General features: G+C 37.8%; 22 protein-coding genes. 14 read left to right on the top strand and 8 right to left on the bottom strand.

The annotated features are described in order from the left end of the window. Positions 1-5: 5 nt before the first annotated feature. The 8 genes from mrdA to miaB all read left to right on the top strand — a co-directional run bounded on the left by mrdA (position 6) and on the right by miaB (position 8,807). Positions 6-1,961: a penicillin-binding protein 2 gene (mrdA, locus tag KP712_RS04315; RefSeq protein WP_111407513.1), complete on the top strand. Its 1,956-nt coding sequence runs from the start codon at positions 6-8 to the stop codon at positions 1,959-1,961. Then, the gene (rodA, locus tag KP712_RS04310) at positions 1,951-3,066 is read left to right on the top strand and encodes a rod shape-determining protein RodA (protein ID WP_111407512.1); all 1,116 of its coding nucleotides are present in this window, start codon (positions 1,951-1,953) and stop codon (positions 3,064-3,066) included. The genes mrdA and rodA overlap by 11 nt, the downstream gene beginning before the upstream one ends. A 51-nt stretch (positions 3,067-3,117) precedes the next feature. Further along, complete coding sequence (locus KP712_RS04305) at positions 3,118-3,975, top strand: septal ring lytic transglycosylase RlpA family protein (RefSeq protein WP_111407511.1); 858 nt, start codon at positions 3,118-3,120, stop codon at positions 3,973-3,975. A gap of 19 nt (positions 3,976-3,994) precedes the next feature. Then, positions 3,995-5,176, top strand: coding sequence for a D-alanyl-D-alanine carboxypeptidase family protein (locus KP712_RS04300; RefSeq protein ID WP_111407510.1), 1,182 nt, complete (start codon positions 3,995-3,997; stop codon positions 5,174-5,176). A gap of 103 nt (positions 5,177-5,279) precedes the next feature. Then, complete coding sequence (ybeD, locus tag KP712_RS04295; protein WP_006995721.1) at positions 5,280-5,558, top strand: DUF493 family protein YbeD; 279 nt, start codon at positions 5,280-5,282, stop codon at positions 5,556-5,558. Between the two features lies 1 nt (position 5,559). After that, complete coding sequence (gene lipB / locus KP712_RS04290; protein WP_111407509.1) at positions 5,560-6,198, top strand: lipoyl(octanoyl) transferase LipB; 639 nt, start codon at positions 5,560-5,562, stop codon at positions 6,196-6,198. Positions 6,199-6,249: 51 nt separating this feature from the next. After that, on the top strand, positions 6,250-7,212 hold the full coding sequence (lipA, locus tag KP712_RS04285; RefSeq protein WP_111407508.1) for a lipoyl synthase: 963 nt from the start codon (positions 6,250-6,252) through the stop codon (positions 7,210-7,212). Positions 7,213-7,382: 170 nt separating this feature from the next. Next, positions 7,383-8,807: a tRNA (N6-isopentenyl adenosine(37)-C2)-methylthiotransferase MiaB gene (gene miaB, locus KP712_RS04280; protein ID WP_005630294.1), complete on the top strand. Its 1,425-nt coding sequence runs from the start codon at positions 7,383-7,385 to the stop codon at positions 8,805-8,807. Between the two features lie 77 nt (positions 8,808-8,884). On the opposite strand, the gene KP712_RS04275 is transcribed toward miaB, so the two are convergent. Genes KP712_RS04275 through udk form a run of 4 tightly spaced genes read right to left on the bottom strand, consistent with a single transcriptional unit; the run spans position 8,885 to position 12,491 of the window. Continuing rightward, on the bottom strand, positions 8,885-10,066 hold the full coding sequence (locus tag KP712_RS04275; RefSeq protein WP_111407507.1) for a sugar transporter: 1,182 nt from the start codon (positions 10,064-10,066) through the stop codon (positions 8,885-8,887). After that, a complete protein-coding gene (locus KP712_RS04270) occupies positions 10,066-11,253 on the bottom strand; it encodes a hypothetical protein (protein WP_048953790.1) in 1,188 nt (395 codons plus the stop codon). Before KP712_RS04270 ends, KP712_RS04275 begins: the two co-directional genes overlap by 1 nt. Before the next feature lie 3 nt (positions 11,254-11,256). Continuing rightward, positions 11,257-11,844: a dCTP deaminase gene (gene dcd, locus KP712_RS04265; protein ID WP_005637479.1), complete on the bottom strand. Its 588-nt coding sequence runs from the start codon at positions 11,842-11,844 to the stop codon at positions 11,257-11,259. An 8-nt stretch (positions 11,845-11,852) separates the two neighbouring features. Beyond that, complete coding sequence (gene udk, locus KP712_RS04260; RefSeq protein WP_005627960.1) at positions 11,853-12,491, bottom strand: uridine kinase; 639 nt, start codon at positions 12,489-12,491, stop codon at positions 11,853-11,855. Positions 12,492-12,654: 163 nt separating this feature from the next. Between udk and KP712_RS04255 the strand changes: the two genes are divergently transcribed. The 4 genes from KP712_RS04255 (at position 12,655) to fbpC (ending at position 18,046) form a co-directional block, all read left to right on the top strand. Then, positions 12,655-13,695, top strand: a complete 1,041-nt coding sequence (locus tag KP712_RS04255) for an ABC transporter substrate-binding protein (RefSeq protein WP_005668523.1) — start codon at positions 12,655-12,657, stop codon at positions 13,693-13,695. Between the two features lie 121 nt (positions 13,696-13,816). Further along, positions 13,817-14,851, top strand: a complete 1,035-nt coding sequence (locus KP712_RS04250; protein ID WP_005627956.1) for an ABC transporter substrate-binding protein — start codon at positions 13,817-13,819, stop codon at positions 14,849-14,851. Between the two features lie 63 nt (positions 14,852-14,914). Further along, complete coding sequence (locus tag KP712_RS04245; protein ID WP_048953949.1) at positions 14,915-16,972, top strand: iron ABC transporter permease; 2,058 nt, start codon at positions 14,915-14,917, stop codon at positions 16,970-16,972. Between the two features lie 24 nt (positions 16,973-16,996). Beyond that, the gene (gene fbpC, locus KP712_RS04240) at positions 16,997-18,046 is read left to right on the top strand and encodes a ferric ABC transporter ATP-binding protein (RefSeq protein ID WP_048953788.1); all 1,050 of its coding nucleotides are present in this window, start codon (positions 16,997-16,999) and stop codon (positions 18,044-18,046) included. A gap of 157 nt (positions 18,047-18,203) precedes the next feature. Here the strand turns inward: fbpC and nagK are convergent, their stop codons facing one another. Both nagK and KP712_RS04230 read right to left on the bottom strand, forming a co-directional pair. After that, complete coding sequence (gene nagK / locus KP712_RS04235) at positions 18,204-19,118, bottom strand: N-acetylglucosamine kinase (RefSeq protein ID WP_048953787.1); 915 nt, start codon at positions 19,116-19,118, stop codon at positions 18,204-18,206. Between the two features lie 63 nt (positions 19,119-19,181). Next, positions 19,182-19,907 (bottom strand): phosphatase PAP2 family protein, encoded by a 726-nt coding sequence (locus KP712_RS04230; protein ID WP_048953785.1) that lies wholly within the window; start codon positions 19,905-19,907, stop codon positions 19,182-19,184. A 69-nt stretch (positions 19,908-19,976) separates the two neighbouring features. Between KP712_RS04230 and ribA the strand changes: the two genes are divergently transcribed. After that, positions 19,977-20,627, top strand: coding sequence for a GTP cyclohydrolase II (gene ribA / locus KP712_RS04225; RefSeq protein ID WP_111407506.1), 651 nt, complete (start codon positions 19,977-19,979; stop codon positions 20,625-20,627). Positions 20,628-20,947: 320 nt separating this feature from the next. On the opposite strand, the gene KP712_RS04220 is transcribed toward ribA, so the two are convergent. Together KP712_RS04220 and KP712_RS04215 are read right to left on the bottom strand one after the other, a co-directional pair. Further along, complete coding sequence (locus tag KP712_RS04220; protein ID WP_111407505.1) at positions 20,948-22,489, bottom strand: peptide ABC transporter substrate-binding protein; 1,542 nt, start codon at positions 22,487-22,489, stop codon at positions 20,948-20,950. After that, positions 22,482-22,844, bottom strand: coding sequence for a YbaN family protein (locus KP712_RS04215; RefSeq protein ID WP_065265262.1), 363 nt, complete (start codon positions 22,842-22,844; stop codon positions 22,482-22,484). The genes KP712_RS04220 and KP712_RS04215 overlap by 8 nt, the downstream gene beginning before the upstream one ends. 122 nt (positions 22,845-22,966) lie before the next feature. Between KP712_RS04215 and prlC the strand changes: the two genes are divergently transcribed. Further along, positions 22,967-25,006: an oligopeptidase A gene (prlC, locus tag KP712_RS04210; protein ID WP_111407671.1), complete on the top strand. Its 2,040-nt coding sequence runs from the start codon at positions 22,967-22,969 to the stop codon at positions 25,004-25,006. Positions 25,007-25,246 lie beyond the last annotated feature (240 nt).

Raw genomic sequence — 25,246 nt, 5'->3', positions numbered from 1 at the left:
GTCAGATGAATTTAAAAAGATTCTTCAATACTTCAACTCATGAGCCGTTCCGCGATAAAAAAGCGGAGCGTAACCTTTTTGCACGCCGAACTTTAGTGGCTTTTTTCGGGATTTTGCTACTAACAGGGGTGTTATTCACTAATATTTATCAGCTACAGATTGTTAATTTCGATACTTACCAAACGCGTTCTAATGGTAACCGAATTAAATTATTACCTTTACCTCCAACGCGTGGCTTAATCTATGACCGTTACGGTAAATTATTAGCCGAAAATCTTACTTTTTTTGGTTTATACATTGTGCCAGAAAAAACTGAAAATTTAGACCGCACTTTAGATGAATTACGCTACATTGTGGGATTAACGGATAATGACATTGAAAATTTTAAAAAGGAACGTCGCCGCGGAACGCGTTACACGCCTATTTTATTGAAACCGAATTTAACAGAAGAACAAATCGCACGTTTTGCAGTGAGTAGCTATCAATATCCGAGTTTAGATGTACGTCCTTATTTCAAACGCTATTACTTATATGGCGAGATTATGACGCATATTTTAGGTTATGTGGGAAAAATTAATGATAAAGATGTAGATCGCCTGAAAAAAGAGGAAAAATTTGCTAATTACTCGGGAACGAGTGATATGGGAAAATTAGGTATTGAGCGTTATTATGAAGATAGTTTACATGGTGTAACGGGATTTGAAGAGGTTGAAATTAATAACCGAGGAAAGGTAATTCGTAAATTACGAGAACAACCAGCTGTAGCAGGAAAAAGTATTCATCTCACCATTGATTTAGAATTACAGCGCTATATTACGGAGCTTTTATCTGGGCAAAAAGGTGCAATTATTGTTCTAGATCCAAAAGATAGTGGCGTGTTAGCAATGGTCTCGACACCGAGTTATGATAATAATCTTTTTGTGGATGGCATTTCATCTAAAGATTATAAACGTTTATTAAATGATCCAGCTCGTCCATTGTATAGCCGGGCTACACAGGGTGTATATCCCCCCGCTTCTACAGTGAAACCTTTTATTTCCGTAGCCGCACAAACTGAAAATGTGATTACGCAAAATACAACCATTTTTGACCCAGGTTATTGGATTTTACCGAATACCTCAAAACGTTTTCGCGATTGGAAAAAATCAGGTCATGGCTATACGGATTTAAATAAGGCGATTACAGAATCATCCGATACTTATTTTTATCAAGTTGCTCATAATATGGGGATAGACCGTCTTTCGGAATGGATGAAACGCTTTGGTTTCGGCATGCCAACAGGCATTGAAATTCAGGAAGAAGCGGCTGCCAATATGCCAAGTCGTGAATGGAAACAAAAACGCTATAAACGTCCTTGGGTATTGGGTGATACGATTTCAGTTGGTATTGGGCAAGGTTATTGGACTGCTACGCCGTTACAAGTAGCAAAAGCAACAGCAATATTAGTCAATAACGGTAAAGTAAATACACCACATTTAATGAAAGCTATTGAAGGTGCAGAATTATCACCTTATAAAGATCCATTGATTTATCCTGATATTAGTGAGCCAAAACAAAATTATTGGGATGCAGCAAAACGTGGAATGTATAATGTTGTTAATTCTGCTGCTGGCACTGGACGAAAGGCATTTGCCGGTGCTAATTATAGAGTTGCGGGTAAGTCTGGTACGGCACAAGTTTTTAGTCTCAAAGAAAATGAAAAATACAATGCGGCGGGATTGAAAAAAGAACTACATGATCACGCATGGTTTACTGCATATGCGCCTTATGAAAACCCTAGATTGGTTGTGACAGTTATTTTAGAGAATGCGGGTGGTGGTTCAAGTAATGCCGCACCGTTAGCGCGTAAAGTGATGGATTACTATTTAAATCAGCGTTTACCACAAGTTGAAAAATATAATGCAAATATTCAGCAAAAAGAAGATTTACCACAAGAGGGCGAGCAGATAAATGGAAGATAAAATCCCTTTCTGGTTGCGTGTATGGCAACGTTTGCATATTGATTTTTGGCTTTTTATTGGCTTAGTTGCAATAACAGCTTATGGTATGCTTGTGCTTTATAGTGCCACTGGGGCGAGTGAAACCATGTTCCAAAACCGTATTATACAAGTGACGCTTGGATTTATGGTCATGCTGATTATCGCGCAATTTCCACCTAAGTTTTATCAACGTATTGCACCATATTTATATCTAATTGGATTTGCAATGTTAGTTTTAGTGGATGCGATTGGTACGACAAGTAAAGGAGCTCAACGTTGGCTCGATCTTGGTTTTATTCGTTTCCAACCCTCTGAAATTGTGAAGCTTGCAGTGCCATTAATGGTCGCTGTGTATTTAGGTAATCGTCCACTTCCACCTAAATTAAGTGAAACATTTATTGCGATTGCAATGATTATGATTCCGACTTTACTTGTAGCTATACAACCAGATTTAGGTACATCAATTTTGGTAAGTGCGTCAGGTTTATTTGTAGTATTTTTAGCTGGAATGAGTTGGTGGTTGATTTTAGCTGCAGTGATTGGCTTAGCTGGATTTATTCCGATCATGTGGCTATATCTAATGCACGATTATCAACGCACTCGCGTTCTCACATTATTGGACCCAGAAAAAGACCCTCTCGGTGCTGGCTATCATATTTTACAATCAAAGATTGCGATTGGGTCTGGTGGCCTTTGGGGAAAAGGCTGGATGCAGGGTACGCAATCTCAGCTTGAGTTTTTACCCGAACCTCATACCGATTTTATTTTTGCGGTAATGGGTGAAGAACATGGGATGATCGGTTTCCTCATTTTAATGGTAATCTATATGTTTATTATAGTGCGAGGTTTAATGATTGCTGTAAATGCGCAAACTTCTTTTGGTCGTATTTTAGCGGGCGCAACGACGCTAATTTTCTTTGTATATGTGTTTGTGAATATTGGAATGGTAAGTGGTATTTTGCCTGTGGTAGGTGTTCCCTTGCCATTATTTAGTTATGGCGGGACGTCATATGTCGCTATTATGGCAAGTTTTGGATTGCTTATGTCAATTCACACACATAAGAGCAAATTTATGAAAGGGAACTAATTTCATTTTTGCTTTTCTTATATAAGTATGAAATAAAAGAATGAGAGACGTATGAAATTAAAAATGTTATTAAATTTAACCGCATTTGCATTTTTTGTATTAGTGACGACTTTTCCATCACAAGCGGATCCTCAGAAAATGTATGGTATTCAAGGCGATAAATTATCTATTGCTACGACTGTTCCCGCTCCCAATGCGTATTCTGTGAAAGGAAAAATATATACAACAAAAGATGCTGATGAAGCAAAAAATTACAGTAAAGAGGGTTTAGCTAGTTATTATCATTTAAAGTTTAACGGAAACAAAACTGCAAGCGGAGATATTTATAATTCATCTCTATTTACTGCAGCACATAAAACGCTTCCAATCAATTCTTATGCCTTGGTGACGAATTTACATAATAATCGAAAAGTGATTGTACGTATTAACGATCGAGGACCTTTTAGTGATAAACGTTTAATTGATCTTTCTCATGCGGCGGCTAAGGAATTAGGGTTAATTGCTCGAGGAACAGGACAAGTAAGAATTGAGGCTTTACATGTAGCGAAAAATGGACAATTGTCAGGGGCTGCAACCAAAACTTTAGCAATGCATGCTAAAACAAAAGAGGCTGCAGAACGTTTGGGATTAAATAAAAATATATTAGTCAGCCAGATAGCCGCAAAAAATATCTCTGAAAAAGATAGTTATAGATTAAAAATGCTTGAGCTAACTTCACGTAGTCAGGCTGATAAGTTGATCACACAATTATCTTTGGAAAATGTGAAAACTGAAGTCAATCGTGCTGGAAGTAAATATGAAATTCATATTGGACCTTTTGATAATAAGGAACAACTGACTCAGGTTAGAAGCCAATTACAAAAAATGGTGAGCAATAAGCCATTAATTGTTTATACATATAAAAACTAAGTTATTGTAGGAATGCATTATGTTAACGAAAACAACAAGAATTTTAATTTTATCAGGATTAGTGGCAAGTGTAACTTTTTCTGCTTCTGCAGAAGATATGCAATATGGCATAACACCACCACAGATTACAGCGCAAACTTATGTATTGATGGATTACAATTCAGGTGCGATTCTAACCGCACTTAATCCGGATCAGCGCCAATATCCTGCATCATTAACAAAAATGATGACAAGTTATGTGGTAGGGAGCGCTTTAAAACAGGGTAAAATTCACAATACCGATATGGTAACTATCGGTCAGAGTGCGTGGGGGCGTAATTTCCCTGACTCATCAAAAATGTTTTTAGATTTAAATACACAGGTGTCAGTGGCTGATTTGAATCGTGGAGTGATTGTGGTATCAGGTAATGATGCAACAATAGCATTAGCTGAACATATCTCCGGCAATGTACCGAATTTTGTAGAAACAATGAACAAATATGTTCAACAATTTGGTTTGAAAAATACAAATTTCACCACGCCGCATGGTTTGGATGATCCTAATCAATATTCTTCTGCTCGTGATATGGCGCTTATTGGAGCACATATTATTCGTGATTTACCTGAAGAATATAAAATTTACTCAGAAAAAGATTTTACATTTAATAAAATTAAACAGCCTAACCGTAATGGTTTATTATGGGATAAAACCATTAATGTTGATGGAATGAAAACCGGGCATACTAGCCAAGCAGGATATAACTTAGTTGCTTCAGCGACTACACCAAACAATATGCGTTTAATTTCTGTAGTAATGGGTGTGCCAACTTACAAAGGTCGTGAAGTAGAAAGTAAAAAACTTTTACAATGGGGCTTTGCTAATTTCGAAACATTTAAAACGTTAGAGGCAGGCAAAGAAGTTTTAGAACAACCTGTTTATTACGGTAATAAAGGTAGTGTGAAATTAGGAACCTTACAAGATAGTTTTATCACTGTTCCGAAAGGCAAACAAAATGAGCTTAAAGCTCGATATGAGTTAGAAAGTAAAAACTTACAAGCGCCTTTAGCAAAAGGCCAAGTCGTTGGTAAAGTCATTTATCAATTAGAAGGTAAAGATATTGCTGCGGTAAACTTACAAGTGATGGATGAAGTGGGCGAAGCTGGTATTTTCGGAAAAGCTTGGGATTGGCTCGTGCTCACTGTAAAAGGCTTATTTGCATAAAATATGCCAGAAATTTACCGCACTTTTTTCATTTTTAATTGAGGCATTCGTAATGTGTGGGTGGTGTACTATCCACACATCATTTTTATTATTGGGAAATAATATGACAACAGAAAATGATTACGCAAAACTTAAAGAATTAATGGAATTTCCAGCAAAAATGACATTTAAAGTTGCTGGAATTAATCGCGAGGGGTTAGCGCAAGATCTAATTCAAGTCGTTCAAAAATATATTAAAGGCGATTATATTCCTAAGGAAAAACGGAGTAGTAAAGGTACCTATAATTCGGTTTCAATCGACATTATTGCTGAAAACTTTGAGCAGGTAGAAACACTTTATAAAGAACTTGCTAAAGTTGAAGGCGTAAAAATGGTTATCTAGCATGAATAATTCCCTTATCGTTCGTCAGTTAGGGTTGCAAGATTATCAAGAAATTTGGCATAAAATGCAGAATTTTACAGATAGTCGTACCGCGGAAACGCAAGACGAAATTTGGCTGGTGCAACATCCTCCTGTATTTACCCAAGGGCAAGCAGGTAAACCAGAGCATCTTTTACAACGTAGTGAAATACCTGTAGTGCAATCGGATCGTGGTGGGCAAATAACCTATCATGCACCCGGTCAGCAAGTGATGTATGTGCTCATTGATATTAAGCGTCATGAGAATTTAAATGTGCGTCAATTAGTTACCGCACTTGAACAAACGGTGGTAAAAACTTTAGCTGAATATGGTATTGAAAGCTATCCAAAACCTGATGCACCAGGCGTGTATGTGGATGGAAAAAAGATTTGTTCTCTTGGACTGCGTATTCGTCGTGGGTGCTCTTTTCACGGGCTAGCATTGAATATCAATATGGATCTGAATCCATTTCATTATATTAATCCATGCGGCTATGCTGGTCTTGAAATGTGCCAATTAGCGGATTTTGTTAATCAAGATGAAGCTAATTGCGATAAGGTTTCACCAAAATTAATTAAACACTTTGCCGAGCTTTTGGGCTATAATGTAACAAATTTGTAATATTTAATGATCAAAAATGCCCTATTTGGGCATTTTTATTTAGGAACGCTTATGTCAACGCCTTTCAAAATGGAACGCGGTGTAAAATATCGCGATGCGGCAAAAACGTCGATTATTCCAGTAAAAAATATTGATCCAAACCAAGAGCTATTGAAAAAGCCTGAATGGATGAAAATTAAACTTCCGGCAAATTCACTTAAAATTGAAAGCATCAAAAATGGAATGCGTCGTCATGGTTTGCATTCCGTGTGTGAAGAAGCATCTTGTCCAAATTTACACGAATGTTTTAATCATGGAACGGCAACTTTTATGATTTTAGGTGCGATTTGTACGCGCCGTTGTCCGTTCTGTGATGTTGCGCATGGAAAACCATTACCGCCCGATCCTGAAGAGCCACAAAAATTGGCTGAAACTATCCAAGATATGAAACTTAAATATGTGGTGATTACATCGGTGGATCGCGATGATTTGCCTGATCGTGGCGCGGGTCATTTTGCAGAATGTGTAAAAGCTGTGCGTGAGCTTAATCCTAATATTAAGATTGAAATTTTAGTGCCTGATTTCCGTGGTCGTATTACACAGGCATTGGAAAAATTAAAAGATAATCCGCCAGATGTCTTTAACCATAATTTAGAAAACGTGCCCCGCCTATATAAAGAGATTCGTCCTGGGGCGGATTACGAATGGTCACTTAAATTATTACGTGAATTTAAAGAAATGTTCCCGAATATCCCAACTAAATCTGGTTTAATGGTAGGATTAGGAGAAACTAATGAAGAGATTTTACAAGTCATGCAAGATTTACGTGATAACGGTGTGACAATGCTCACATTGGGGCAATATCTTCAACCTAGCCGCCATCATTTACCTGTTGTGCGTTATGTTCCTCCAAGCGAATTTGATGAATTCCGTGAGAAAGCCAATGAAATGGGCTTTGAACATGCGGCTTGTGGACCATTTGTTCGTTCTTCTTATCACGCTGATTTACAAGCCAGTGGCGGATTGGTGAAGTAATTAAAAATTGCGCTGAATTAAACCGCACTTTTTGCTTGTCACGAAAGTGCGGTTTATTTTTGATGTTTTTTTTCACCGAATATTTACTAGCCAGAATTATTGCAAGCCTGTAAAATAGCCGACCGCTTTATTCGACTAATTATTTATAACACCTGACGATATTGTAGAAAATGACTCAAAAATTACATATTAAAACTTGGGGCTGCCAGATGAATGAATACGATTCATCTAAAATGGCAGATCTTTTATTAAGTACTCATGGATTAGAGCTTACCGAAATTCCTGAAGAAGCAGACGTATTATTATTGAATACCTGTTCTATTCGTGAAAAAGCACAAGAAAAAGTTTTCCACCAACTTGGTCGTTGGAAAGAATTAAAGAAAAATAATCCAAATTTAGTGATTGGTGTGGGCGGCTGTGTGGCTTCTCAAGAAGGGGAACATATTCGCCATCGTGCGCCTTATGTAGATATTATTTTTGGTCCACAAACTCTGCACCGCTTGCCTGAAATGATTAACCAAATTCGTGGTGGTAAAAGTTCCGTCGTAGATGTAAGTTTCCCTGAAATTGAGAAATTTGACCGCTTACCTGAACCTCGTGCAGAAGGTCCAACAGCATTCGTTTCGATTATGGAAGGCTGTAATAAATACTGTACTTTCTGTGTTGTACCTTATACACGCGGTGAAGAAGTCAGCCGTCCTGTGGATGATGTCTTATTTGAAATTGCGCAACTTGCGGATCAAGGTGTGCGTGAGGTTAACTTACTTGGTCAAAACGTGAATGCTTATCGTGGTCCGACACATGATGGTCAAATTTGTAGCTTTGCTGAGCTGCTTCGTCTCGTAGCCTCTATCGATGGTATTGACCGTTTACGTTTCACAACTAGTCATCCAATAGAATTTACAGATGATATTATTGATGTATATCGTGATACGCCTGAATTGGTGAGTTTCTTACATCTTCCAGTCCAAGCAGGTTCTGATCGTGTATTAACGATGATGAAACGTGGTCATACAGCATTAGAATATAAATCTATTATTCGTAAACTTCGTGCTGTGCGCCCAGATATTCAAATCAGCTCTGACTTTATTGTTGGTTTCCCTGGTGAAACGGCGGAAGATTTTGAGCAAACTATGAATTTGATTGCACAAGTGAACTTTGATATGAGCTTTAGTTTTGTGTACTCAGCCCGACCAGGTACACCTGCTGCAGATATGCCAGATGATGTAACGGAAGATGAAAAGAAACAGCGCCTTTATGTGTTACAGGAGCGTATTAATCAACAAGCCGCACAATTTAGCCGTCGCATGCTTGGCACAGAACAACGCGTATTAGTTGAAGGGCCATCGAAGAAAGACATCATGGAATTAACGGGACGTACTGAAACGAATCGTATTGTCAATTTCCAAGGTTCTCCAGAAATGATTGGAAAATTTGTGGACGTGAAAATCACTGATGTTTATACCAATTCTCTACGTGGTGAAGTGGTGCGTACTGAAGATGAAATGGGATTACGTATTGCGCAGTCTCCACAAGAAGTGATGAATCGTACACGTAAAGAAGATGAATTAGGTGTAGGGCGTTATCACGGCTAATTGAAATCTTGAAATATTTAACCGCACTTTGAGAAATTAAAGTGCGGTTATTTTTTGTTGAATATTCAGGGCTTCAATTATTTAGAGAGAAATGTATGACGATATTTTAAATGTGACCCAATAAAAAGAATAAGACTACATAATCCTAACATTGCGCCAATATAGCCAATTTTGTCTAGCCCTATATGGGTTGCCACAAGATTTCCAAATAATGCCCCAGTGCCGATACCTGCATTATAAATACCAGAGTAAATAGCCGTAGCCACATCTGTTGCATCAGGTGCAAGTCTTAATACGCGTATTTGTAAAGCAAGACCAATACAACCAACACCAATTCCCCAAAGAAAAGAAAGAGCAAGCATTGTGATGATATATTCTGTTGAAAGGAGTAATAGTAAGAGAGAAAGGCTTTGCAAAGCCATTGCGACAACAACAAATTTAGTAGGGCCAAAACGGTGTAATCGATTGAATAAAAGGCTAGCTAAAATGCCAGATATACCAAAAATAAGAAGTACAAAAGTTGCAAAATTTGGATCCAAATGGCCTATTTCAATCATAAAAGGCTCAATATAAGTATAAGCTGTAAAATGTGCGGCAACAATCAGCATTGTGGCGATATAAAGTCCAATGAGTAATGGACGCTTAGCGAGTATTGGTAAGCTTGCAATAGAACCTGCGTTTTTACTTGGTAATTTTGGTAAGAGTTGAATTATTAATAGCATAACGAAGAATGCTAAAAGCGCAATAATTCCGAAAGTAACACGCCAGCCTACGAGCTGTCCTATAATTCTTCCAATAGGCAGCCCTAAAATTGTTGCAAGGGATGTTCCTATAGCAAGCATTCCTAGCGCTTGTGTCTTTTTATCTTTCGGTGCGATTCGCATCACAAGTGAAGCCGTAATAGACCAGAAGACAGAATGGGCAATAGCAATGCAAACTCGAGCAATAAGTAGAATCCAGAAATTCCATGCTATAACAGATAAAATATGCCCTATGATGAAAATAATAAAGAGCTTGGTAAGTAAATTTTTCCGCTCCATTTCACCTGTTAGAAGCATTGCTGGAAGAGATACAATAAGTACTGTCCAGGCATATACAGTCATCATTAGTCCTGTATCGGCAGTTTGCATATCAAAACTGGTTGCTATATCACTTAACATTGCAACAGGGACGAATTCAGTTGTATTAAAAATAAACCCTGCGAATGCCATTAATAGGACTCGCCATAATTGAATTTTTCTTATATTTAGTGATGACATTAATGTAGCTTCTCTTTTATGATGTCTATGAGTTGATGACGAAATTCTTTTGTAAAATTAAATTTATATTGAGGTGAATAACAATCCCCAAAGAATCGGATTGGTAAGATAAGATTTTGATAATTTTTATTTATAGAACGTACTGTAAGATTTATATCACATTGCATTTGATTTAATGAGACAACCCCCGTACCACTTCCCAAAAGTGTGGGGGTTTTTAATTCAAATTTTTCAGCATTTAATTGATCTTTTAACAGTGAGAGTTGTATTTGAAATTGTTCAAACTGTGTATTTAATTCTTTATTCGCTAATAAATCATTGCTGTAATTAATCGGGAAATATTGTGAGACAATATCTAACAAATTTATACCGATAATTTCGCCATTTTTTGCCTGAAAATTGAATTTTCCTTGTGTTATTTCAGAATTTTTAAAACCTAAATTGATTTTAAAATCAGTGTAACCACTCAAGGCTTCAGGAAAGCTCAATAAGCTAAGCAATGGCTTGACAGGAAAATCCTTACCAGAAAAATTGATCATGCTTTGATCACCCACACCCTGATAATTAACTACAGCTAAACAATTATTATCACATTGTGGTTTGATATAGGTAACAAGCCGTTTTAATGGCTTGTTAAAATCACCATGAGCTTCAATATAACCAAGTGATTGATTATTTAATTTGGCATTGACAAACTGAATGATCGATGATTTTTCATTAGAGAGGTCAATATTAGCTTTAGTAAAAGTAAAATCAAAGATTTTATTTTTCCCATAAAATGGTTTTTCTAACTTAATAGATATTTGATTATTACCATTTAAAATTATTTTTTTTGCCAATAATTGCGTTAAAGAAAGCGCTGAAAAATGCATTTTTATATCGGCTAGATTTTGTGCTTTATTGCTTAATTTGAGCTGTTTAAGTTGAAGTGAGGAAAGGTTAATATTACCGTAAAAAAGTGGCAAAAGGTTGAATTGACTTTCGATCTTTTGCACAGAAAATTGTTCAGACTGAACTTTCTCGAGAGAAAGTGCGGGTGGAAATAGAGATAGATTGACTGATTGAACCGTAATATTTTGTTGTGCTAGTTGTTTATCGATGGAATTTTGTACTCGATAAAGTTGGATATACAAAAAAGAAAAGATCGCCAAAGCGACGATCCCTAAGCCAAGCGCGAGCTTTTTCATCGATTATTCCTTGTCTTCGTCAATTCGACTCGCAACCGCACTTTGTTGATTTTTATATTTTGCATCTTTGCGGCTACTGTATGGTCGTTTCGCTTCGCCACTTAATATTTCAAAGCTTAATGCACCAATCACCATGTTTGGACGTAATGCTAATGGTAATTTCCCTGAATTATAAAATTCTAACACGATTCTTCCTTCCCAACCTGGATCAATACGGTGTGCCGTGACGTGTACCATTAAGCCTAAACGCGCTAAAGAAGATCGACCATCTAACCAACCGATAATATTGGCGGGTAATTTCACCGATTCAAGTGTAGTTGCTAATGCTAAAGTACCTGGATGTAAGAAAAATGCTTCGCCTTCAGGCACAATAATTTCATCGCTCATCACCGATTCAAGCTGGGCGGACACTTCTTCTTTCGGGCCACTTAAATCAATGAAAGGCGCAGAATGTTCACGAAATACGCGGAAAGAATTACCTAAGCGAACATCAATCGTCGCGCCGTTGATTTTGTCATTATTTGGACGTGGCGTTAAAGAAATAATGCCATCATCGAGATAGCGTTCAATATCAGTATCGCAAAGACGCATAAGATTTCCTATTTTTGATTCAATAAATGAAGGATTTGAGCTTTTAACATATTGATTGCAATACGGTTTTTACCTCCGCGAGGAATGACAATATCCGCATATTGTTTAGATGGCTCTATAAATTGTAAGAACATTGGGCGCACGGTTGCACGATATTGATCAATAACCGATTGTAGGGAACGACCGCGTTCTTCCATATCACGTTGTAAACGGCGAATAAAACAAATGTCTAATGGTGTATCCACGAATACGGAGATATCCGCAAGTTGACGAACACGTTCATCAGTAAGCAGTAAAATCCCTTCTAAAATCACAATACGTTTTGGTGTAAATGTTGTGGTTTCACCTGTACGAGTATGATCAACGTAGCTATAAACAGGCACATCAACCGATTTTCCTGATTTTAAATCTTTTAAATGTTGAATGAGCAAATCGCGATCCATTGAGCTTGGATGGTCGTAATTTGTTTTTATGCGTTCGCTCATTTCTAAATGGCTTTGATCTTTGTAGTAACTGTCTTCGGCAATAATCCCAATTTCTTGGCAGCCTAATTCATTACAGAGTTCTTTGTGAACGGTAGAGGCGATAGAACTTTTTCCTGATGCGGATGCGCCAGTGATGGCGATGATGATACAAGAATCTGACATAGTTTTGCGAGGTATAGAAAAATTTGATGAATTATAAAGAAAAGTGCGGTGAATTTCACGTTTATTTTTTTACTTGAATTTTTAAAACTGTGAACTTCATCACGGTATTACTTCCTCTTTTCGAGTAGGATTCAAACATTCTATCCAATAAGGAGTATTTATTATGAAATTCAACAAAATTTCTCTTTCTGTTTCTGCCGCACTTTTAGCTGCGGGCTTGGCTATTTCTGGTTCTGCTAATGCTAAAGGTCGTTTAGTTGTGTACTGTAGTGCAACCAATATTTTGTGCGAAACGACTACAAAAGCATTTGGCGAAAAATATGATGTGAAAACATCCTTTATTCGTAATGGTTCAGGCAGTACTTTTGCTAAAGTTGAAGCTGAAAAAAATAACCCTCAAGCGGATGTTTGGTTTGGTGGTACCTTTGACCCTCAAGCACAAGCGGCTGAATTAGGCTTAATTGAACCTTATAAATCTAAACACATTGATGAAATTGTGGAACGTTTCCGCGATCCTGCGAAAACAAAAGGTCACTATGTTTCCTCAATTTATATGGGGATCTTAGGTTTTGGTGTGAATACTGAACGTTTGGCAAAATTAGGCATTAAAGAAGTGCCGAAATGCTGGAAAGACCTAACAGATCCTCGCTTAAAAGGCGAAGTTCAAATTGCAGACCCTCAAAGTGCGGGTACAGCTTACACGGCATTGGCAACTTTTGTTCAATTATGGGGCGAAAAAGAGGCATTCGATTTCCTAAAAGCATTACATCCTAACGTTTCTCAATATACTAAATCGGGTATTACGCCATCACGTAACTCTGCGCGCGGTGAAGCGACAATTGGGGTCGGTTTCTTACACGATTATGCATTAGAAAAACGCAATGGTGCTCCGTTAGAATTAGTCGTACCTTGCGAAGGAACCGGTTATGAGTTAGGTGGCGTGAGTATCTTAAAAGGTGCGCGTAATATTGATAATGCAAAATTATTCGTCGATTGGGCTTTATCAAAAGAAGGTCAAGAATTAGCTTGGAAACAAGGGGATTCTTTACAAATCTTAACTAACACGACTGCAGAACAATCACCAACCGCGTTTGACCCAAATAAACTCAAATTAATCAATTATGACTTTGAAAAATACGGTGCAACAGAACAACGTAAAGCCTTAATTGAAAAATGGGTACAAGAAGTTAAATTGGCGAAATAGCGGTGAATAAGTGCGGTAAAAAATACTGAATTTTTTGACCGCACTTTTTCGTATTTTTAATGTGATTTCGTTTCCCTCTAAGAGATTGCAAAATTTTCATTCATAAGGGAGTTATAATCTGATGAAACTATCAAAAATCGCAGTAACCTTGTCTGGAGTGATGCTAAGTGGATTGGTGTTAAGTAATCCATCTTTTGCAAAAGGACGCTTAGTCATTTATTGCAGCGCGCAAAATACGATGTGCGAGCAAGAAGCGATGGCATTTGAGAAAAAATTTGATGTTAAAACAAGTTTTATTCGTGGTGGCACGGGAACCATTTTAGCAAAAATTGATGCTGAAAAAGATAATCCACAAGGCGATGTTTGGTATGGTGGAACAATGGATCCTCATTCTCAAGCAGGGGAAATGGGGTTATTAGAACCTTATAAATCATCCAATCTTCCTCAGATCGTAGAAAAATTCCGTGATCCAGCCAAAATGAAAGGGAATTATTCTTCAGCCATTTATTTAGGCGTGTTAGGTTTTGGGGTAAATCCAGAACGGTTGAAAAAATTGAATTTACCTATTCCAAAATGCTGGAAGGATTTAGCTAACCCAATTTACAAAAATGAAATTCAAGCCGCAGATCCACAAAGTTCTGGTACAGGTTACACTCAGCTAGCCACTTATATGCAACTTTGGGGAGAAGACGAGGCGTTTAAATTCTTAAAAGAGTTGAATAAAAACGTATCGCAATATACCAAATCTGGTAATACGGCAACACGTAATACAGCGCGTGGGGAAACGGCAATTGGCATTGGTTTCTTACATGAATATTCTTTAGAAAAAGCGAAAGGCGCGCCAGTAGAATTAGTTGTACCTTGTGAAGGTACCGGTTATGAAATTGGCGGTGTGAGTGTTATTAAAGGTGCGCGTAATTTAGATAATGCGAAACTTTTTGTTGATTGGGCATTATCCAAAGAAGCGCAAGAATTAACTTGGCAAAAAGGTGAGGCGTATTCCATTTTAACGAACACCACCGCACAACAATCGCCTTATGCGTTAGATTTTAAATCTATTAATTTAATTAACTATGATTTTGATAAATACGGTGCGACTGATTTACGTAAACGCTTAATCACAAAATGGGTTGATGAAGTAAAATTAGCCAAATAATGATGTCACTAACGAAGTGATATGTCGCATATCGCTTCGTTTTTTTACCTTATGCGAGGTTGTATGAACGCAAAAAAACTTTCCATAATGCATTCTGCTTATTTTTGGATTATTTTATCCTTGTTGGCGTTTGCGCTCCTGCCTTCCAATGCACTTGATTACGGTTTGTTTGAAAGTACTTCAGATGAATATTTAGATGCAATGGGCTGGGCTTCTTTCAATTTAACTTGGGCTTGGTTCCTGCCTGTTATTGTATATGGTGCTTTGCCGTTATTTAGATTGCCACAGCAAACCCAAGCAAAAACAGAGCTATTTTTGACCGCACTTTCTGTACTGTTTATGTTTATCAGTGCGACGGTGTACAAAATTAGTATGGGCTATTCCGTGATTGTGTTACTTGTGGGATATACCGCATTAGCAACACTTTCATTAGCAAAACTAAAAGTGATGCAAGGTGATAAGTTTATCATCGCTTCTTTGCTTTGCATTATCTTGCTCATTTTCTTCTTTATCGTTTATCCAACATTGGCGATTTTCGTTTCAATGTTTTATGACGGTGATACGTTTGCGCCACAACAAGTGATGCGAATTTTAACGCAGAGCTATATTGTTCGAGTAATTACCAATTCTCTTTTCTTATCGGGTTTTGTGGGCATAGTTTCGACTGTATTTGGTTTAGCCTTTGCGCTTTATACCACGCGTATCGCTCGTAGAACGGCATTTATCGGAAAAATTTTCTCTATTTTGCCAATTGTTACGCCACCATTTGTTGTGGGATTAGGGGTAACTTTAATGCTTGGCCGTTCTGGTTATGTAACCGAATTTTTAAGTACGAATTTTGGTTTCACCAATCATAACTGGCTTTATGGTTTTAATGGGATTGCGATTGCCCAAATTCTCGCATTTGCCCCTATTTCTTTTATGATTTTAGATGGCGCATTAAAATCCGTACATCCTTCTATTGAAGAAGCCTCTTATACGTTACGAGCCAATCGCTATCAAACTTTTTATAATATTATTTTTCCATTGTTACGCCCCGCATTGGCGAACTCATTTTTAATTGTATTTATCCAATCGCTTGCAGATTTTAGTAACCCATTGGTATTGGGCGGTAGCTTTGATGTGATTGCAACACAGATTTATTTCTATATTGCGGGTTCACAATTAGATTACGCATCAGCAAGTACCTTAGGTTCAATATTATTAATTTTCTCTCTAGCGATTTTTATCATTCAATACATTTGGATTGGTAACCGCTCTTATGTCACCGTTTCAGGTAAATCTTATCGTGGTGATGTGCAAGATCTTCCAACTGGTTTGAAATATACCATCATCGGCATGCTTGGATTCTGGGTAATCTTTAATATGGCGCTTTACGGTAGTATTTTCTACGGAAGTTTCACGGTAAACTGGGGCGTCGACTACACTTTAACCTTGAAAAACTATGCCATGTTATTCGGGCAAGGATTGAGCGATGGGGCATGGCCGTCCCTGATTAATACCTTAATCTATGCAGGTATTGCCGCACCATTAACCGCATTCTTTGGATTATTGATTGCGTACATTGTGGTACGTAAAGATTTCCAAGGTAAAAAATCCCTTGAGTTCTTAACCATGCTTTGCTTTGCCGTGCCGGGTACAGTGGCGGGGGTATCTTACATTTTAGCCTTCAACAATGCACCGCTTTATATTACGGGTACTGGTATTATCGTGATTATTTCAATGGTTATGCGTGACTTACCAATTGGTATGCGGGCAGCGATTGCAGGGTTAGGTCAGCTTGATAAATCTCTTGATGAAGCATCGCTTTCTTTAAAAGGAAGTTCGTGGAAAACCTTATGGTATATCGTCTTGCCATTATTAAAACCAGCATTGCTTTCAGCGCTTGTTACCAGCTTCGTTCGTGCAATGACGACAGTGAGCGCAATTATATTCTTAGTGACAGCAGATACTCGGGTTGCAACAGCTTATATCCTAAATCGCGTTGAAGATGGTGAATACGGTGTTGCTATTGCGTACGGCTCAATCTTAATTGTTGTCATGATGGCAATTATTTTATTCTTCGACTGGATTGTAGGTGATACACGTATCTCTCGTTCTAAAGCGAAAAAAATGAATTAACTCGTTAAGTTGTAGGTAAAAATTATGAGTAATAATGATTTCTTAGTATTAAAAAATATCACCAAAGCATTTGGTAAAGCGGTCGTCATTGATAATTTGGATTTAACGATCAAACGTGGCACGATGGTGACATTGTTAGGGCCGTCAGGTTGCGGTAAAACCACCGTATTGCGTTTGGTTGCGGGGTTAGAAAATCCAACATCAGGTCAAATATTTATTGATGGCGAAGACGTAACAAAATCCTCTATTCAAAATCGAGATATTTGTATCGTCTTCCAATCTTATGCGCTATTCCCGCATATGAGCATTGGTGATAACGTGGGCTACGGTTTAAAAATGCAAGGCATTGGCAAAGAAGAACGTGCTCAACGTGTAAAAGAAGCTTTAGAATTGGTGGATTTAGCAGGGTTTGAAGACCGTTTCGTGGATCAAATTTCGGGTGGTCAACAACAACGTGTCGCATTGGCTCGTGCTTTAGTATTGAAACCTAAAGTCCTATTGTTTGATGAACCATTAAGTAATTTGGATGCAAACTTACGTCGTTCAATGCGTGAAAAAATCCGTGAATTGCAACAACGTTTAGGCATTACCTCGCTTTATGTGACACACGATCAAACAGAAGCATTCGCTGTATCTGATGAAGTTATCGTTATGCATAAAGGTAAAATTATGCAAAAAGCGCCAGCGAAAGAGCTTTATCTCCGACCAAATTCCTTGTTCTTAGCTAACTTTATGGGGGAATCCAGTATTTTCGATGGGAAATTAGAAAATAGTGTGGTGGATATTAATGGCTATCATGTGTCTTTAAAAGATGCTGCACAGTTTAATTTACCCGATGGTGAATGCTTAGTAGGTATTCGCCCAGAAGCAATTTATCTTGCTGTAGAGGGCAGTGATGCACAACGTTGCGAGATTAAAAGTGCGGTTTATATGGGCAACCATTGGGAAGTCGTCGCAAATTGGGCAGGAAAAGATTTATTGGTGAATTGTAAGCCAGAAGATTTTAATGCCGATTTAAAACAAGCTTATGTAAATTTATCTGATCACGGTATTTTCTTATTGAAGAAAGAGTAGTACAGCGCATAAAAATGCGGTGAATAATAGCCGTACTTTTTTGTTATCGTGCGAATTGACTAAGACGTAATATGATGAAGTACTTCAGGATATGTTAGTTGAATAAAAATGCGTTCTTACATCGCCTATCCTAACAATCGGATAGGCGAGAGTAAGATTATTTTGAAAGGAACAACGCTGCCGCGCCTCGCACGCCACCAGAATCGCCGTGTTTCGCTTTTTTAATTGGTGGCACTTTTGCTGTTCGCATCAAGTGAGGCGGTAATGCTTTTGGTAAAGCCTCATAAAGGTAATCAAAATTAGATAATCCACCACCTAACACAATCATATGTGGATCAAATGCCGTAATGATATTGCCAATAGAAATCGCCGCCAATTCAACAAAAAGATTCACAAAATCTACCGCACTTTCATTGCCTTGATAGAACAAATCAATAATTTCACGAGCAGATAATGTTTCGCCTTTCAAATCTTGATAAAGCATTTCAAAACCGCGACCAGACAGATAATTATCCAAACAAGCCTTGTTGCCACAACCGCATTGATAAATGGGGGCTTTATCCCATCCCAATAATTTCAAGGCATGATAATTTAGTTGTAAATGACCAAGCTCTCCCGCCATTCCAACTTGACCTGAATGAACTTTACCATTTAGGACAAAGCCGCCACCAAAACCAGTCCCAAGAATTAAACCAAGTACAGTCGGATATTGCTGATTTTCCGCATCCCATGCTTCAGATAACGCAAAACAATTTGCATCATTTTCTGCCCGCACTTCACGCCCTAAACGCGCAGACAAATCGCGTAAAATTGGTTTATTATCTGCCACACGAATATTGGTAATTTCGGCTAATCCAGTTTGTTGATTCACAAAACCTGGTATGCCCAAACCTACGGTGCTTATCTCACCAAACTTTTCATCAGCACGATTCACTAAATCTACAATCGTGTTAAGCCATTCATCATAGTCGGTTTTAGGTGTTGGTACCCGTTCAGAGTATAATTTTTCTAATTTTTCATTGAATACGGCAAGCTCTATTTTCGTGCCACCAATATCTAAACCATAATACATAGTCTGCTCCTTTATAAAGAAGTGCGGTTAAAATTAGGAAAAACTTTAACCGCACTTAAATCATTATTTTATGACGAAGATCGCCTTTTTCTTTAAAAAAGTAAAAATAATGCTATTAATCAACCATGCCAGTAATGTCGCCACCAATAAATCTATTGGGTAATGCATGCCTAATCGCACACGGCTAATCAACATCAATAAGCCCCACACCGCAATGCCCGCCACCAGCAATTTTGCTTTAAAAGAACGGTTACCTAATAATTGAGTAAAGCCAACAGCAAGCATCAGCCAAGTTGCTGCAAAAATCGTATGCCCTGAGGGAAACGAATACCCTGTTTCATTTTCATAATGATGAACTAACCAAGCTGGCGTGATGGCATCCATCGAATAAAAATCCTTAGCGATTTCTGCACGCAAAGTGCGGTCATTTTTATAAAAGTTTTCAGGTGTTGAATGAGTTTGCTCAGCTAGATAAACGGTGAACGGACGAGGTTCTTCAAATAATGCTTTTGCCCCCGTTTTTGCAGCTTGAGTAGCAATAACTGAAATCCCCATCACAATTACACCTAATATCCATTGTTTTGGATTTTTGAATAAAAACGCAAACAAAAGCGCAAATAACACACAGGTGATCAACGCATAAGGTACACTTCCTGTTTCGGTGAGTAAATAAAGCCAATAATCAGCTTCAGTTAATTGGCTATTGCCATGCCACTGATAGGAAATACCCCAGATAAAAAATGGTACAAGACAAAGTAATAACGTATATAATGACAGCCTTTTTAACATGCTCGCCCCTTGAGAATAAAAAATAACGCGCGCATTTTAGCAGAAATGATGACGAATAAGGATCACTTTATGGCAAAAATTCAGTTAGTTACGCAAGCCAATTTACCCACTGAATACGGTCTTTTCAGAATGGTGGGGTTTGAATTTCCAGATACTAAAAAAGAGCACGTAGCCTTAGTGATGGGCGATATTTCTAATGTGGATGAACCTGTATTAGCGCGCATCCATTCTGAATGTTTAACTGGTGATGCGCTCCACAGCTTAAAATGCGATTGTGGTTTCCAACTAGCGACAGCATTGAAACAAATTCAAGAAGAAGGTCGCGGTGTCTTAATTTATCATCGTGAAGAAGGCCGCGGAATTGGTTTGATTAATAAAATTCGCGCGTATTCTTTACAAGATAACGGAATGGATACGATTGAAGCTAATCTTGCTTTAGGTTTCAAAGCAGATGAACGCAACTTTGAAGTCTGTGCCGATATGTTCGAGCTACTTGGTGTCAAAAAAGTTCGCTTGATGACCAACAACCCAGAAAAAGTAGAAACCATGAAAAAAGCAGGTATCAACGTGGTTGAACGAGTACCGCTTAATGTAGGCGAAAACCGCTACAACACAAAATATCTTGATACAAAAGCGAAAAAAATGGGTCATTACATTGTACATAACAATGACGAACAACATTTAATGGCCTGTCCACATTGCCAAGAAGAGATTATTTAATAAAATAATACATGTTAAAAAAGCCATACTGTTGTATTGAACAGTATGGCTTTTTTATTTAAACTTTATGCCACGGAATAATCAAAAGATTTTTTAGCATATTGCTAAAAACGAGAAACCCCGTCTCGTATTCCAAAGATCGGGGCTTATCAGGAGTAAGTAAAATGAAAAAAATGCTCTTTTTCATTTTCTTGATTATCTGTTGTTTAGTTAGCTGTTCAGGCACAGTTATCTAAGATAATCGCTACGGGGACGATGTCGGAGTTGTCCCCAATGCCTCCAATCTTAAAGAATTCTTTCCTTGATTGCAAGCTAGATTACTAATTTTTAACCTTTCGCCATAAATCTTTACTATAAATGGTTCCAACAGAATTTACTTGCGCGCCCATTATACTTGGTGCAAGATAAACTGGCGTACTATATTGAAAAATGGGTAACACTAAATATTCTTGTTGAACTATCCCTTTCAATTTCGCGTAATTTTCTAACCGCACTTTTTCAGATGTCGTCGTCATTGCACTTTCAAATAAACGATCAAATTCTGCATTTTTATAGCCATTTTTGTTATCAGGGCTTTTGGAATAGAACAAATTTAAGAAAGCGACGGGATCATTAAAATCAGCACACCAGCCAGAACGAATTAATTGAAAATCGCCTTTTGTGCGAGCTGTTTGCAATTCTTGCCAACTCATCCCTTGATTTTCAACTCGTAATAAATCTGATTGTGATAATTGGCGATTTAATCGCGTAGCAATGGTTTGATTCAGAGACGAATCATCATAACGAATGCGTAATTTCAACGGATGAGTTTCACTAATTTGATTTTGGGAAAGAAGCTGTTCTGCAACAACAGGCTCCCAAACAGATTCTTGTTCACCTAGCATAGATTTTGGAAAAAAAGTATTACTAGGATGAAGATGAGCAATATCGGCAACCAAATTTTTTGTGGAAACCATCGAAGTAATCGCTTTTCTTACCGCACTTTTTTGCAACATAGGATCGGCAAGATTAAACTCATAAAAGTAAGTACAAAGTTGCGGATAATCTTGGATATTTTGAACGGTTTTTTGTGGATTTAATACAATATCAAAATCAGACAAATCTGTATCTGCTACAATTTTTTGATACTTCACTTTCTGAAATATCACTTTTTCTTTCGCCCAATAATTAGGATTGGCAGTTAAAATGTGCTGATTTTCAGCCTGACTTTGTAATTGATAGGCGCCATTGCTGATAAGCATTTTAGTCGATTTTGTATAGTGAGGTAAAAGGCTAACGTGCGCTAGCATAGAAGGTAAATATGGCGATGCTTTATCTAATTCAATGCGTAAAGTGCGGTCATTTTCGGCGAATAATCCAAGTGAGTCCACCGCCAGTGTCTTTTCCAATACTGACTTCGCATTTTTCAGATTCATAAAAGCCAAATAATTTTTTAGCGGGCTTTCAGATTGAGAAAGCGCTTGCCAAGATTGTACAAAATCAGAGGCAGCCACCGCTTCACCATTTGACCATTTGGCATTTTCACGCAAAGTGAAAATCCACGTTTTATTATCTTTAGTTTGCCAGCTTTCTGCTACGGCAGGAACAAGATTACCTTGCGCATCATAAGCCGTTAAGCCTTCAAAAAGATCGCGTAATAATTGCGTTTGCTCTTCGCTTTGTGCTTGCCAAGGTTGTAAAGTAAGATCACTATAAACGCCACGTTTTAATTCAACACGGTTGGGCTCTAATTGGATATTTTTCGGTGCCTCAACTTGTGGCGAAACAGGCTTGGGATTATCCAATTTATCACAAGCCACCACTGTAAAAATAATGGAAAAAATAACCGCACTTCGCTGGCACAAAGTTAGAAAATTATTCATTCTCGGTTTTAACCCAAAATAAAAAGAACCAAAATTTAATGCAAATTAATACCGCAATAATACTTTTCCCCACCACGCTTGGCGTAAAGTAAAAGCCAATGAGTAGCATGGTTGTCGCAAAACTCAAAATGCAAATTTTGGTATTTTTCTTTAATGATCGATTTTCATTAAAGGACTTAAGATGTTTTTGATAAATACTTGTGCCTAAAAACCATTGTTCTAAGCGTTTTGAACCTTTTGCAAAGAAAAATAAAGTAAGTAATAAAAAAGGCGTGGTAGGTAAAATAGGAAGGAAAATTCCAATAATGCCAAGTGCAAGAGAAAGAAAACCTAAAACAATGTAAATAAACTTCATAATGTTCCTAATAAAAAGAAAATGCGAACCATTATTACTGATTTTTTAGATTTTTCAACCTTGATATTATAGAATTTGCCGTCACATAAAAAGTAGTTTTCAAAAAAGGAACATTTATGTCTATGTCAAATCCATTACTTAACATTCAAGGCCTACCGCCATTTTCACAAATCAAGCCAGAACATATTCAACCGGCTGTTGAAAAATTAATTCAAGACTGTCGCGATACGATAGAACAAGTGTTAAAACAACCGCACTTTACTTGGGAAAATTTCATTTTACCTTTAACGGAAACCAATGAGCGCTTAAATCGTGCTTGGTCACCCGTTTCTCATCTCAATTCAGTAAAAAACAGTGCTGAATTACGTGAAGCCTATCAAGCGTGTTTGCCATTACTTTCTGAATACAGCACTTGGGTTGGTCAGCATAAAGGGCTTTATAATGCCTATTTAGCGTTAAAAAACAGCGCTGAATTTACTGATTATTCTATTGCGCAAAAGAAAGCTATTGAAAATTCACTGCGTGATTTTGAACTTTCAGGTATCGGGCTTTCCGAAGATAAACAACAACGTTATGGCGAAATTGTGGCGCGCTTATCGGAATTAAATTCACAATTTAGCAATAACGTATTAGATGCCACAATGGGGTGGGAAAAACTCATTGAAAACGAATCAGAACTTGCTGGCTTACCAGAGTCCGCACTGCAAGCGGCACAACAATCTGCCGAAAGTAAAGGATTGAAAGGTTATCGTTTTACGTTAGAAATCCCAAGTTATTTGCCTGTAATGACTTACTGCGAAAATCGTGTATTGCGTGAAGAAATGTACCGTGCTTATGCAACACGCGCCTCTGAACAAGGCCCTAATGCAGGCAAATGGGATAACAGTAAAGTCATGGAAGAAATTCTTACATTGCGCGTGGAATTGGCAAAATTACTCGGTTTTAACACTTACACCGAACTTTCACTTGCCACCAAAATGGCTGAAAACCCACAGCAAGTGCTTGATTTCTTAGATCATCTTGCCGAACGTGCCAAACCACAAGGCGAAAAAGAATTGCAAGAATTGAAAGATTACTGCGAAAAAGAATTTGGTGTTACTGAACTTGCACCTTGGGATATTGGTTTTTACAGCGAAAAACAAAAACAACATTTATACGCCATTAATGATGAAGAACTTCGCCCATATTTCCCTGAAAATCGCGTAATTTCAGGTTTATTTGAATTAATTAAACGTATTTTCAATATTCGTGCAGTTGAACGCAAAGGTGTGGATACTTGGCACAAAGATGTGCGTTTCTTTGATTTAATTGATGAAAACGATCAACTTCGTGGCAGTTTCTATCTTGATTTATATGCACGCGAACACAAACGTGGTGGGGCGTGGATGGACGATTGTATTGGGCGCAAACGTAAACAGGATGGCAGCATTCAAACTCCAGTGGCGTATTTAACTTGCAACTTCAACGCCCCTATAGGTAATAAGCCAGCGTTGTTTACGCACGATGAAGTTACCACGCTATTCCACGAATTTGGTCACGGCATTCATCATATGCTCACGCAAATTGATGTCTCCGATGTGGCGGGGATTAACGGTGTGCCTTGGGATGCAGTGGAATTACCAAGTCAATTTATGGAAAACTGGTGCTGGGAAGAAGAGGCTTTGGCGTTTATTTCAGGACATTACGAAACAGGCGAGCCGTTGCCAAAAGAAAAACTTACGCAATTGTTAAAAGCGAAAAATTTCCAAGCGGCGATGTTTATTTTGCGTCAGCTTGAATTCGGGATTTTTGATTTCCGTTTGCATCACACCTTTGATGCGGAAAAAACCAATCAAATATTAGAAACACTTAAAGCGGTGAAATCACAAGTTGCCGTCATAAAAGGCGTAGATTGGGCAAGAACTCCGCACAGCTTCAGCCATATTTTTGCAGGGGGCTATGCCGCAGGTTACTACAGCTATTTATGGGCAGAAGTACTATCAGCAGACGCGTATTCACGCTTTGAAGAAGAAGGAATTTTCAACCCAATCACAGGCAAATCATTCTTAGATGAAATTCTTACGCGTGGTGGCTCAGAAGAACCAATGGAACTCTTCAAACGCTTCCGTGGCCGTGAACCGCAATTAGATGCCTTGTTAAGACATAAAGGAATTATGAACTAATACGTCAAGCTATAGGGCATGCACGACATGCCCTTTCTCAAATATTCTCCGCTAAAAAAGCTATTCATAAAAATATTGCGAATTTCAACCGCACTTTATCAAGGCAGAACCTTCAGACGAGCTATTATTTTTTACAAACAACCCAAATGAAGTTTTAGGGATAAACGCATAGAAACTCACACATAACATACTCATTTCCTGTATAATTTTTCACATCTTTATTTAACTCATTACATAAAA

This window comes from Haemophilus sp. SZY H68 (assembly GCF_018829685.1).
GTDB lineage: Bacteria > Pseudomonadota > Gammaproteobacteria > Enterobacterales > Pasteurellaceae > Haemophilus > Haemophilus haemolyticus_K.
The sequence above is the reverse complement of the archived record's forward strand: the minus strand, read 5'-3'. Positions and strand labels throughout refer to the sequence as shown.